We start from the raw sequence: 12,643 nt of genomic DNA, 5'->3' as shown, positions 1-12,643 counted from the left end.
CCGGCACGTCCTCTCGCCGCACCGGCCGAAAACCCAAGTACGTCCAGTACTAGGGCTTCCGGCCGGCGCACCGAGAGCACGCACCGGACGCCGCTTCTTCACGGGCAAACATTGCCTGCCACGGCACTAGTTGGTCCCGATCTTCGCCAGGAGGTCGACGATGCGGCCCTGGACCTCTTCGCTCGTGGAGCGTTCGGCGAGGAACAGCACCGACTCGCCCGAGCCCAGGCCCGGGAGTTCGGCCGGGCCGATACCGGCCGCCGTGTAGACGACGAGCGGCGTGCGGTTGAGCTGCCCGTTGGCGCGCAGCCAGTCCACGATCCCGGCCCGCCTGCGCCGTACCTGCGCGAGGTCCATGACGACGAGGTTCGGCGGGGCCTGGGTGGCGGCGGCGACCGCCTCCGCGTCCGTCGCCGCGCGCGTCACGTGCATCGCGCGGCGCTCCAGCGCGGCGGTCAGCGCCCCGGCGATCTCCGGGCGCTCCTCGATGAGCAGGACCCGGGGCGGGTGCTGCTCGCTGTCGCGCGGCGCGAGCGCCTTGAACAGGACGGCCGGGTCGGCGCCGTACGCGCTCTCGCGGGAAGCGAGACCGAGACCGGCCGTCACGAGGACGGGGACCTCGGCGGTCACGGCGGCCTGCCGCAGCGACTGGAGCGCGGTCCGGGTGATCGGCCCGGTCAGCGGGTCCACGAACAGCGCGGCGGGGAACGCGGCGATCTGCGCGTCCACCTCTTCGCGGGAGTTGACGACGACGGGCCGGTAGCCCCGGTCGCTCAGCGCCTGCTGGGTGCCCGCGTCGGGGGCGGGCCACACGAGCAGCCGGCGCGGGTTGTCGAGCGGCTCGGGCGGCAGTTCGTCGTCCAGGGGCTGCGGCTGCGGCCGGTGCGCCACCTCGACGGCGCCGTTCGGGCCGTCCAGGGGCTCGGGGCCCTCGGCGCCCGCGTCCGGCGCCCCGATCGCGTACGAACGTCCGTGCTCGTGCCCCGACAGCCGGGCCTGCGCCGCGCCCTGGCCCGGCGCGACGCCCTGCCCGGGAACCTGCGGCGGGGCGGGCGGCACCGGCGGGGCGGCGAGCGGCGGCTGCGCGCTCCGGGGCGTCTGCGCCGGTACGGAGGACAGGCCGGACGCGGCGGACTGCGGTCCCTGCGGATGGGCCTCGGTCTCGGGGTGTTCCGCCCCGGACGTCTCGGCGGGCGGTCCCGGAGGCGTCGCGAGCTTGCGGCGGCGGCCGGAACCGTTGCCGCCCTGCGTCCCGTTCGCGTTCGGCGCCGCCGTGCCGGGGGCGGGCTGCCCCTGCTGGCGCGCGAGCCGGGCCTGACGCAACTGCTGCGCGGCCTGGGCCGGCAACTGCGCGGCGGCTGGCCGGGGACCCGCGATCCGCTCGTCGAACGGCACCCCCGCGCCGAGCGTGCGCACACTGAATGCCCGCCCCCGCGCGCCGTCCGGGTCGCTCTCGGGCGCCGGGGACGGGGCCGGCACGGGGCGCGCGCCGGGTTCCTGCGCGGGCTCCGGGACGTTCAGCGGGCGCGGCCCGTGCGGGGCCCCGGGCGCCTCGGCGGGCAGCGGCTGCGAGAGGGTCCGGTGCGCACCGCCGTCCTGAGCCTGAGCCTGCAACTGCTCCGGCGACAACTGCGCCTGCGCCTGCTCCTGCGGGGCGACGGGGGCCGGGGCGGCCTGCACCGGCTCCTGGTCCACCGGCTCCTGGTCCACCGGTTCCGGCGCGGGCGCCGGGGCCGCGACGGTGGGCGTGATGGGCGCGGCGGGCGCGTAGAGCGGCGGCTGCGGGAGCTGAGCGGCGGGTGCGGCGGGTACGGGAGCGGGCGGCGCCGGGGGTACGGCGGGCGGGACGGGCGGTACGGCCATCGGCGGCTGCACGGCGGCCCGCTCCGCGCCATGGGCGGCCGGGCTCGGCGCCTCCGACACGACGGGGCCTTCGGGCTGCTGACCGGAGCCCGGCGCGGACCGCGCGACCTGCTGGTCGGCCTGGGCGGGCGGCAGCGCGAAGGGCACGCGCGGCCCCGCCGCGAGCGCCTGCGCCTGCTCCGGCTCGGTCCGGGGCGAGGTGGAGGAAGTCTGCCCGGAGCTCTGCCCGGAGTCCGGCGCCTCGGCGGACGCCGGTCCGCTCACGGCGGCCAGTGCCCGGCGCGCGCGGCGCCCGGTGGGCCGGTCCCCGGCGGGACCGCCGTCGGGCCCGATCGGCTGGGCGGCGCCGGGATCGATCCCGTTCGGCATGGGCAGCGCGGGCGCCCCCGTACCGGCCGGGCCCACGGGCACACCGCGCGGCGACACGCTGACGGGGCCGAGGGAGTGCGAGGCGGCGGCCGTCCCCGCCGCGTGCTCGGCGGCCGTCACGACGGCCCCGTGCGGCGGCGTCTGCGCGGGGCCGGGCGCCCCGGACACGTCGGACGGCCCGGCGGTCAGCGCGAACGGCGACCCCTGGGCGGGCGCCGCCGGAGCGGGTTCCTCGGGAGCGGGCCGGCCGCGCCGCCGCCCGGTCGGCTGACCGGCCTGGGTCTCCTGGCGCACCTCGCTCTCCAGGAAGGCGTCCGTGGACGAGCGCCTGGCACGCCGCCGCCCGTGCCCGTTCGTCGCGGGACCGTCCGTGGACCCGGACTCGGTACCGGCGGCGGGCGTCGCAAAGGACGAGGGCTGCGCGGGGGCGGGGTTCTCGATGGCCGGTACGGGGGCGACGGCGACCGGTACGACGCCCGCGCCCTCCCCGATCGGCACGTCGAGGATGTAGGCGCTGCCGCCCATGCCCGGCACCGTGTGGGTCTGGAGCACGCCGCCGTGGGCGCGCACGATCCCGGCGACGATCGGCCCGTGCACGGGGTCGCCCCCGGGGTAGGGACCGCGTACCTCGATGCGTACGACGTCGCCGCGCTGGGCCGCCGCGACGACGATGGTCGAGTCGACGTACCCCGTGTTGAAGAGCCCCGTCCGGGCGTTGCCGGTCGCGTCGATCCCGGCGACGTCGGCGATGAGGTGGGCGAGGGCGGTGGCGAGCCGGGCCGCGTCGACCTGTGCCTCGATGGGCGGGGCGTGCACCGCGAACTGGGCGCGGCCGGGCCCGATGAGGTCGACGGCGCCGTCGACGGCCGAGGTGACGACCGCGTCCAGCATCGCGTTCTGCCGCTGGAGCTGCTCGGCGCCGACGTCGAGCCGCTGGTAGCTGAGGACGTTGTCGACGAGGGTCGTCATCCGGGCGTACCCGGCCGTGAGGTGGTGCAGGATCTGGTTGGCCTCGGGCCACAACTGCCCGGCCGGATCGGCGGCGAGGGTGCCGAGTTCGCTGCGCAGCTCCTCCAGCGGACCGCGCAGCGAGGTGTCGAGGACGGCGAGCAGCTGCTCGTGCCGGGCGGACAGCGCCTCGAAGCGGTCCTTCTCGCGTTCGGCGAGCGCCGCGTACCGGTCCTTCTCCTGCGCGATCTCCTCGTCGTGCCGCCCGGTGAGTTCGGTGAGCGTGCTCTCGTGGCGTCCGGTGATCTCGGCGAGGGTGCTCTCGTGCCGCCCGGTGAGTTCGGCGACGTCGCGCGCGCGGGCCTCCTTGAGCGCGGAGACCTCCTCGCTCCATCCGTCCTTCAGCTCGGTGACCTCGGCGGCGTGCTTCGCGGTCAGCTCCTCGACCTCCGCCGCGTGCCGGGTGACGAGCTCGTCGTAGGCGCGGCGGTCGGTGAAGGTCATGACGGCGCCGACGAGCAGGTCCCCGTCGCGCACCGGCGCGGTCGTGAGGTCCACGGGTACCTGTTCGCCCCGCTTGTTCCACAGGACCTGCCCGCGCACGCGGTGCTTGCGCCCCGAGCGCAGCGTGTCGGCGAGCGGCGACTCGGGATACGGGAACTCGGTGCCGTCGGCCCGCGAGTGCAGCACGAGCGGGTGGAGTTCGCGCCCGCCGAGTTCGCCCGCGCGATAACCCAGTATCTGCGCGGCGGCCGGGTTGACCAGGACGACCTGACCCTCGGTGTCGGTGCCCACGACGCCCTCGGAGGCGGCGCGCAGGATCATCTCGGTCTGCCGCTGGGAGCGCGCGAGTTCGGCCTCGGTGTCGACGGTCCCGGTCAGATCGCGGATCACGATCATCAGCAGTTCGTCGCCCGAGTAGCGGCCGGCCTGCTCCTCGTACGAGGAGGGGCCGGAGCCCGCGGTGGCGGTGCGGCCGTCGGCGAGGCTGGCGCTCGTGACCTCGACGGGGAACTCGCTGCCGTCGGTGCGACGGGCCACCATCCGGGCCGGTTTGGTGCGCCCGCGTTCGTCGGAGGACTCGGGCCGCCGCATCGATCCGGGGATGAGCCGCGAGTCGAACTGGGGCAGCAGGTCGAGCAGTCCGCGCCCGACGAGGGCGGTACCGGGGGACTCCAGGGCCTGGAGGGCGATGGTGTTGGCGTTGACGACCGTGCCGTTGGCGTTGACCAGCACGAGGGCGTCGGGCAGGGAGTCGAGTATGGCTGCGAGGCGAGCAGTGCCCCGGGATGGCCTGCTGCTCACGACGACGCTTCCTCCCTGACGTTCCGCGCTGCCCCGCACTCAGGCGACGCACCGCGCTCACTCCACTCCACGAACCGTCCGGCGGCCCGTGCGGGCCATCTTGCCGCGCGGCCCGTGACGTGTCACGGAAGGGAGTCTACGGGCAGCGCCCGGAGGGGCAACGCCGGATGAGACCCGAACCCGGCACGGACCGCTCGCGCGCACGGGACACCGCTGCGACGGGGCGGCGAACGGCCCCCGCACGGGCGCCTGTAGGGGGTTCTCGTACCTGTGCGCGTAGGGGTGCTGGTGTCTGTGCCCGTAGGGGGGTGCGTACTCGTGCCCGTACGGGGTGCTCGTATGCGTGCCCCTGTCGGCGCTCGTCTCAGCGGCGTCTCAGCGGACGGGGGCCGACTCGCCGCCGGGCGCGTCCTTCTCGCGGGTCGGCGCGTCGGTGGTCGCCTCGGCGGGGGTGCTCGCGCCGTCGCGGGGCGTCGCCCCAGTGGGGTTGACGGCCCCCTCGCGGGTCGTGGCGTCCGGGCGGGTCGTCGAGGGCAGGACGGGCACGAGCGCGTCCCAGCGCGAGATCTCGCAGCCGTTGGTCCGCTTGTAGGAGGCGTCGACGTGCCGCCCCGCCCACCGCCCGGTGATCCGCGCGGTCTGCGGACCGCCGTACTGCATCGTGCACAGCGCGTCCTTCGGCACGGGCGCGAAGGTGTCCCTCCCCCACCGCGTCACCTCGTCGAGCCGCGCGCAGGCGGCGCCCGCCTCCCGGTGACTCCCGCCGGCCGGGTGGCACCGCAGCGTGACGGTCCCGTCCCCGCCCGCCCCCGCCCCCGAGACGGTCACGAGCAGCCGGTCCCCCCAGGCGTCCCGGGCGGCGGGCGCGGCGGAGGCGGGCAGGGCGGACAGCAGCCCGAGCGAGACGAGGGCGGCGGCGAGCAGCGGCGTACGGATCCCGTGGCGCGCGGTCTTCTCGGAAGTCTTGGTGCTCATGCGGGGCGCTCCGTCGTGGGGTGCGGGGACCTGCCGGCCGGGCAGGGAGGGGTCCGCCTGCCTAACGCGGCGACGGCCGGGACGTTGCGGAGGGACCAGGAGTACGGAGGCGGGCGAGGGGCGCCCCGGGCGCGCGGAACCCCTTTGCCCGGCCCCCTCCCCACCCAGTACCGTGGGTGCCGATTGGTGGCACCGTGCTCGGCTGTGTCATCATCTCTCCGCACCCCGCGCACGTATTCCGGGCGCAGGTGCAGCTATGGAGGCGTCGCCTAGTCCGGTCTATGGCGCCGCACTGCTAATGCGGTTTGGGCCTTCAAGCCCATCGAGGGTTCAAATCCCTCCGCCTCCGCAGCCAAGCCAGGGCCCCGGTCGTTCCCACGACCGGGGCCCTGCGCGTCCCCCGGACACCAAGCCAACGCGCGAGCGTTTGCGCAGGTCAGATGGGGTGCGCGATACGGATTTCACGTCCGGCCGCAGGTCATGTAATGTTGTCCACGCAACGCCGACAGGGCAGAAAAAACCCCGGTCACGCAGAGCACAAGCACTCGTAGCTTAACGGATAGAGCATCTGACTACGGATCAGAAGGTTGCAGGTTCGAATCCTGCCGAGTGCACACAGGTAAGAGGCCCCCGGAGATGATCCGGGGGCCTCTTGCATTGGGCCGTACAGCAGCGAAGTACAGCAACCGTGTCAGCCGGTACCGTCCATCGCGCCGGAAAGCTGATCCAGCGCCGAGCGCACCTCTTCCTCGCTCGCCTCCGCGTAGACCTCCATCGTCATGGCGATCTGCGAGTGCTGCAGGATGCGTTGCGCGACCTCTGGGTGCCCCTTCAGGGCGACCAGGAGCGATCTGCACGGGTGCCGGGTGTTCCTGAGCGGGATCACTCGGAGCCCGGCGCGCCGAGCCCGTAGGGCGAACATCCGGGTGAGGTTCCCCGGCTCGATCGGAGTGCCGTACTTCGGGAGCTCCCATCCCGTCCGCCAGCGACCCAGGTAGAGCCGAGCAGACGCGGCCCAGGGCGTCAAGGTCGTTCGTACAGTGGCGCGCTCCACCTTGACGCCCTGAACCACGCCCGCTCCACATACATGTGGGTCGACGGCAGACGGGATGGGAGCTGGGGCGAGTGGCGGGTTGAGGTAGGTGGGCGAGTGGTGCAGGAGCCTACGCCGAGCCTTGTCGGCCCTGGGCTCCATGCCGATCACCCACGAACGAAGTGGTCAGTTCGTAACGCATCGCCTGGACAAGGCGCCCCCTCTGGTGTGCAAGGTCTGCTAGCTCATCCCCACCGGTCAAAGCCTCTCGTGCAGCTTGGTAGACCTTGGTCCGTAGATCGGGCATCACAGACAAGACGGGGGTACCCGCGAGTACCTCCATCTCCACATCCCCTCTGGAGAAATTGCGGGAGGCATCCAGGTGAGCTGCCGCTAACGGCGAGCTCTGGCGGGCATCATCCGTCGTGCTGGTATCCGGCACGTGGGGCATTCCGCCACGATCCCGAAGATCCCGCAGGAGATCTATCCAATCGTCGATACACGTGACAAAACGCAGGTAGAGCGCCCGGCGTTCCTGCCAGAGCAGTGCCTCTCGTTGGTCAAAGGTGGCCGAGGACGATTGGACCAGTGCCAGGGTCTCCTGTCGAGCCAGGTCGTGCGCCTGCCAACTGCGCTGTTCGCGGGCCTGCCTTCGCTGAAGGAGGTATCCGACGACCGCCCCCACCAAAGTCCCTATTACTGCGATCAAGGCGACAATGTAAGGCTGCAAGCCCCCACCCCTAGCCACTCAATGAACAGATCGAACCAGGATGCCCCGGAGCGCCTAGGCCGGGGCGGGGTTCTGCCGATGAACTCTCAAAGGAGTGCACGGGGAGATTGCCGCAACCGCATCGTCACCGAACGCCGCTGAGCTCGGCAATCATCAGCCTCATAACCGCACGACGGTGAGCAGGGCGAGCCAACTGCGGTACAGCAGAGAAGTACAGCAACTATGCCGACCGGAGTTGACCTTCTCCGACCGCTAGCACGTTCGTGACCAGATCGGGAGACTTCGGAGGCCGTCCCGCCCGTAGTTCGCATCAAGGGGACGGCCCAGCGGGGCGCCCTGACTCGGTCAATGGGACTCCAGCGGTCTCGCGCAGTCCGTATCCTCGCCATGTGGCGGAATACGTGGATCCAGAGCCTGTGTTGGCTGAATGTCCGTACTGCGAGCGAGCCGTGTTGGCGCGAGAGATAGGCGCCCTCACGAAGCCGGAGCACACCAAGAACTGGAAATGGGCATGGCGCTACGTCCTGGCTCGCTGTTCAGAGTGCTTCGGTCCATTGCTGCTGACTCACGATGCTCCTTGGGATCGCCTGGAACCGCTGTGGCCCAACCCCTACGGACGCGAGCTAAGCCAGAGCATCCCGGAACCTCTCCGCCGCGAACACAGCGAGGCCCGAGCATGCCTCAAAGCAAAGGCATACACGGCTGTTGCCGTAATGGTGCGGCGCACCCTTGAAGGTGTCTGTGCTGATCAAGGAGTGACGAAGCGACAGCCTTTGGTCGCTTCGCTCCGTGAGCTTCATCAGCAAGGGCTGATCGAGGGGCGGTTGCTCGAATGGGCCGAAGCGCTGCGGGCGTTGGGTAACCAGGGGGCCCACTACACAGGTGTACAGGTCAGCCGTGAGGATGCCACCGATGCTCTCGCGCTCGCTGAAGCCCTGCTGGACTACATGTACGTATTCGCCAGTCAGTACGAGCAGTTCAAAACCAGGCGGTCCAAGCCTGAGGCATCGCCTGCCCCGGAGGATGCGGGCAGGGGCGAGGCTTCAGGAATACAGCAGTGAGGTACAGCAACTACAGAAACCGGCTCCGGCCATCAGCGGCCTAGAAGGCCCGTCGACCACCCTACATAACCGCCACTGACCGATCACTGTAGAGCTACGGATCAGAAGGTTGCAGGTTCGAATCCTGCCGAGTGCACAGCAGGCCAGAGGCCCCCGGAGAAATCCGGGGGCCTCTCGCGTTGCGGCGGGGGGTGTGCGGTGGCCGGCCAAGGCCGCACCGATCACTGCGGATCGATCGCCGTTCACCCAACCGCGGCCCGGGTGGTCGATTTTCACGGCTACACCTCTCTGTTCGGGCCGGGGCCCGCGTCGGGCAAGTCCAGGGGGCCACTCGTTCACCTTTCGGGCAGGAGTAAAGCCTGCCCCAGCCGCCGGGTCCTCGTACGGCCCTCGGACGTGCGCAGCGCCCAACCCGAACAGGACACCGGCCACAGCCGCTCCGGTCGACTGCGAGGTCAGCGCGCGTGCTGAGCGCCAACCGTCGACACGGGGACTCGATCCGCGCAGGCCCCTTAGCGAAGAGGCCGTGCCGGGGACGGAGGCGTTACGGGAACGCTGTCAGCCGACAGCCGGAAGAGCTCGGAGCCGGTCGCGGAACTCTCTGACGGACGGCACCGTCGCGTGTGGCCCCAGATAGTTGCTGAACTTCGTCAGCCGGACGTGCGCCCGGTCGGAGCGGACGCGGCTTTCCAGTAACTCCAAGCCGAGATTGGCGGCGTCCAGGGCGCCGTCCAGATCCCTGGCGGCCAACCGCGCCGTGGCGAGACGGCCGGACCGTACGGCTCGGTCACGGGGGACCGCTTGGTTCACTGCTACCGCAAGGGCGTTGGTCGCCCGCTCCGGGTAGCCGGAGCGCAGCATGATCTTGCCCTCGGTGGACTTGAGCTGGGCCTCGCCGTACCAGCCCAACCAGTCGGGACGGTCGCCTTCGCGGTGGGCGCCCCACAGGTCGTAGGCGCGGTTGAGGGACTTGCCGGCTGCCTCGTGCTCAGTGTTCCGGGACAGGGCTTCGGCCTGGTGGAGGCAGAGGTACGAGGTCGCCGCAGGCGGGAGGGCCGACGGGGCGTTGACGATGGCGGTGTCGATCAGCTTCACGCGTGCGGCCGTGTCACCTGAGTCGGATATGTGGACGCCCATCTCGGCCAGGATGAAGGCGCCGAAGCCGTCGTCCTTGGCGCTGTGGGCGCTGCGGAGGGCGCCGACGTAGTAACGCTGGCCGAGGGAGCGGAGGCCCTTGTCGTAGGCCATCCAACCGGCGAGGTAGGACACGCGGGCGGCTGTGGCGTACAGGCGGTGTTCGACGGCGTCGGAGTAGCGCCCGCGGTCAAGGAGACTGGTGATCAGTGCGAGGTCGCTGGTGGCCTGGTCCAGGAGGCGCGCGCCACCCATCTGGTCGTCGAGCGTGCGGAGGGTGTCCACGCGCGCTTCGATGGTGGTCACCATCGCGTCAGTGACGCGGTCGCCGTCGAGTGCCGAGGCCAACGCCTCCGATGCGGCTGCCCAGTTGGCGGCGACTCCTGTCAGCGCGACACCGGTGATGGACAGGAATCCCCGACGATCCATATGGCCGCTCCTGACCAGATCAGCGAAGACCTCCACGGTGCCGGCCGGAGTCCAAGGAGCCACCAACGCTGTTGACTCCCACGCCGGCAGCCAGCGGGGCCAGGCCGCTGAACGCACGTGGTCCTCGGGGATGCCCAGCAGATGGGCGAGTACCTGTTGCGCGGCCGCGTCAGGCGCCTGCCCCTGCTCCCACTTCCAGACCGTTGTCCGGTTGGTGGCCAGTGGTAAGCCCAGCTCGGCCCCGCGGTCACGCATGCGCCGGGCCAGCTCGGCCTTGCCCCAGCCTTTGCCCTCTCGCACGTAGGTCAGCGGGTGCAGGGCCGTCGGGTCAGACATCCCGCCCCTCCCCTCAGGTTGGTAGTCAGGAGGCTACTCCCCGTGGAAGAAACAGGGGTTTCACTCGCGGGAGGAACCCCCTGGAAACGTTACGAGCCCGTGGTTCACGGCCGTTCACTGGGCCTGACGCCGTTCGGAGCCGAGCACTCGGGTCGACCCACTTCGCCCCCGATCGCTCCGGACGGCCCCCAGACCGCAGCCCGTCACTGGTGTTCCTCCGTGGGTGACGGGCTGCACCGCCCCGAGGAGGTCGTGATGAGCCAGCCTCTGCCCGTCCGTATGTCCGGGCTCACCTGATCGTCGTCCGTGCGCTCGTCGCCACGCCGGCCAGCGCCGGAACCCCGGACTACTGAGAGACGGGAGGAGCACCATGAGACGTACCGCGAACCGCGGTTTCAACCACCGCCAGGCCGTGACCGAGGAGTGGTTCCGCACCCAGGTCCTTCCTCGCGTGTCCGGCGCGCGGTTCCTCACCTACCAGGTGCGGCAGTTGCGGCGCGAGCACCTGCCGGCGATGCTGCGCGACGAGAACAGGAAGAGCCTGGCCCGTATCGCCGGTGACTTGCTGAAGGTCTCCGCGCGGTGGCGGTGCCTGCCCTTCCACTACTTCCGCTACGGCGGATACCGGCGCGAGGTGTCCACCGAGCGGGCCTGCTCCTACTTACCGGAGAGCGCCCTTTTCCACCGGCTGCTTCCCCGCGTGAACCGGAGCGCGGTCGACTTGGACGACAAGACGTCCTGCAAGAGGATCCTTGCCTCCGCCGGCATCCCTCAGCCCGCGCTGATCGCAAGCGGTGACCGCCGCGCAGGTATCACGTCCGCCGGTGATGCGGTGTCGCTGACGGAAGTCCTCGACGACGCTTCGGGCCTCGGCCGCGTGGTTTTCAAGCCTTCCCGCTACTCCAGTGGTGGGTCCGGTGTCGTGATCGTGCGGCCCGGTGAGGACGGCTTCGACCTCCCGGCCTACGCGCAGCGGTGGGGGATGTGGCTGGTGGAGCAGCACGTGCCGCAGCATTCCGACCTGTATGTGCTGAACCCGTACGCCCTCAACACGTTCCGCGTGATCACCCTGCTGCGGGAAGGCGTCGCCGAGGTCCTGTACGTGATGCTGAAACTTGGCGGCGCCGAGAGCACCACGGACAACTCGGCCGGCGGCGGTATGCAGATCCGTGTTCACCCCGACGGACGACTCGACCACCACGGCTACGACCGGTACCTGAACACTCACACCCGCCACGGGAACAGTTCGGTGTCGTTCGCCGACCACCGGATCTCCCGCATGACAGAGGTCCGAGAGCTGGCCGAGCGCTGTGCCCGCCTGTTCCCACAGGTGCCCTTCATCGGCTGGGACATCGCCCTCACGCCCGGTGGACCCGTGGTCATCGAGGGCAACAGCAGCCCTTCCCTCGCACACATCCAGCGCACCCACGGCGGCATCGCGCTGGAGCTTGTTCCCGCGCTCCGCTCCGTGATGGACCGCCCGATCATCTGACCAGGAGTTCTCGTGGAAAACCTGAAAATGCAGGCCCGTGCCGCAGCCGGGGGTCTACTCGACACGCTCAAGACGAGGCCCGAGGTCAAGGCGCTCTACGTCCTGTCCTCCTCGGCGATCGCGCCCAGGAACGTCACGCGGTTCAGTACCGATTCGGACTTCGACCTGGCCGTCGTCCTCGACGTTCCGCTCAAGGAGGCGGAGTGGAGGCCGCGGCCGGCGGACACGTACGCCCTGATCCGTGACCGGCTCCCCGCCTGGATTCCGGAGTTCAGTTTCCACCTGCCGGTTCCCTGGGGTCGCATGGAGGTCAACATCCACCAGCTCCTCTTCGAGTACGAGGCCGACCCGCGCACGACGTGGAACAGCGACAAGTGCGACGCCTACGGGAACAAGGGTGAGCCGCTGTTCGACCGTGAGGAAGCCTTCGGGGCGCTGATCTCGCACAAGTCGCGCGAGCAGCTTCAGCGGCTGGAGAACGAGACCTACCGGCTGCACAACCGGATCACCTGGGACGTGCGCGAGATCCCGCTGCGGATGGCACGGCGGGTCGGAGTGCCCACGGGCCACTACGTCCTCTCCGGGGCGCTGGACGAGGTCGTGGACTGGATGTACGCCCGCTCGGGCCAGCTGCTGCCGAACATGAAGTGGAAGCTGTACTCCCTTGGCGCACTCGGTCTGATCCGTAGCGAGCAGGAGGCCCTGCTGATCGAGGCCCAGCAGTGCGACCCGCTGTCGATGGCCGACCTGGAGCGGCGGTGCGAGGCCCTGAGCGAGTTCTGCCGCGTGGTCGGGATGGACCTCAGCCCCGGGGCGATCGGGGCCGTGCGGAAGGCTTACCAGCGGGCCAACCACCACCTCCTCGGGGAAGCGGCGTCGGTCTTCGCCGACCGGCCGTCCCCGCGATTCGTTCCCTTGGGCGAGGGCGGTGGTCCCAGTTAGGTGCTTATGTCCGGGCGTCAGTACGC

Annotated in this window: 6 protein-coding genes, 2 tRNA genes and 1 pseudogene; 5 read left to right on the top strand and 4 right to left on the bottom strand. The window is 70.9% G+C overall.

Features of this window, described 5'->3' with window-relative positions; all coding sequences use genetic code 11:
* Positions 1–126: 126 nt before the first annotated feature.
* Positions 127–4,485 carry a PAS domain-containing protein gene (locus tag AB0J21_RS32080; protein ID WP_363149671.1) on the bottom strand — a complete coding sequence of 1,453 codons (4,359 nt, stop codon included), beginning with the start codon at positions 4,483–4,485 and terminating at the stop codon, positions 127–129.
* A 375-nt stretch (positions 4,486–4,860) separates the two neighbouring features.
* Positions 4,861–5,460 (bottom strand): SSI family serine proteinase inhibitor, encoded by a 600-nt coding sequence (locus AB0J21_RS32075; protein WP_363149670.1) that lies wholly within the window; start codon positions 5,458–5,460, stop codon positions 4,861–4,863.
* A 258-nt stretch (positions 5,461–5,718) separates the two neighbouring features.
* Here AB0J21_RS32075 and AB0J21_RS32070 point away from each other — a divergent pair.
* Both AB0J21_RS32070 and AB0J21_RS32065 read left to right on the top strand, forming a co-directional pair.
* Positions 5,719–5,809: transfer RNA gene (locus tag AB0J21_RS32070), tRNA-Ser, on the top strand.
* 192 nt (positions 5,810–6,001) lie between these two features.
* Positions 6,002–6,074, top strand: a tRNA-Arg gene (locus AB0J21_RS32065).
* A gap of 77 nt (positions 6,075–6,151) precedes the next feature.
* Here AB0J21_RS32065 and AB0J21_RS32060 read toward each other — a convergent pair.
* Positions 6,152–6,421, bottom strand: a pseudogene (locus tag AB0J21_RS32060) (site-specific integrase); the annotation flags it as partial.
* A 1,191-nt stretch (positions 6,422–7,612) separates the two neighbouring features.
* Between AB0J21_RS32060 and AB0J21_RS32055 the strand changes: the two are divergent.
* A complete protein-coding gene (locus AB0J21_RS32055) occupies positions 7,613–8,284 on the top strand; it encodes a DUF4145 domain-containing protein (RefSeq protein WP_363149669.1) in 672 nt (223 codons plus the stop codon).
* Between the two features lie 558 nt (positions 8,285–8,842).
* On the opposite strand, the gene AB0J21_RS32050 is transcribed toward AB0J21_RS32055, so the two are convergent.
* Positions 8,843–10,183, bottom strand: a complete 1,341-nt coding sequence (locus tag AB0J21_RS32050; RefSeq protein WP_363149668.1) for a transcriptional regulator — start codon at positions 10,181–10,183, stop codon at positions 8,843–8,845.
* A 412-nt stretch (positions 10,184–10,595) separates the two neighbouring features.
* On the opposite strand from AB0J21_RS32050, the gene AB0J21_RS32045 reads away from it, so the two are divergent.
* Together AB0J21_RS32045 and AB0J21_RS32040 are read left to right on the top strand one after the other, a co-directional pair.
* The gene (locus AB0J21_RS32045; RefSeq protein WP_363149667.1) at positions 10,596–11,675 is read left to right on the top strand and encodes a sugar-transfer associated ATP-grasp domain-containing protein; all 1,080 of its coding nucleotides are present in this window, start codon (positions 10,596–10,598) and stop codon (positions 11,673–11,675) included.
* A gap of 12 nt (positions 11,676–11,687) precedes the next feature.
* Positions 11,688–12,617, top strand: a complete 930-nt coding sequence (locus AB0J21_RS32040; RefSeq protein WP_363149666.1) for a hypothetical protein — start codon at positions 11,688–11,690, stop codon at positions 12,615–12,617.
* Positions 12,618–12,643: the final 26 nt, after the last annotated feature.

It is taken from the genome of Streptomyces sp. NPDC049954, from assembly GCF_040656295.1.
In the GTDB taxonomy this organism is placed as follows: Bacteria; Actinomycetota; Actinomycetes; order Streptomycetales; family Streptomycetaceae; genus Streptomyces.
This window is presented reverse-complemented; position numbering and strand designations above follow the sequence as displayed.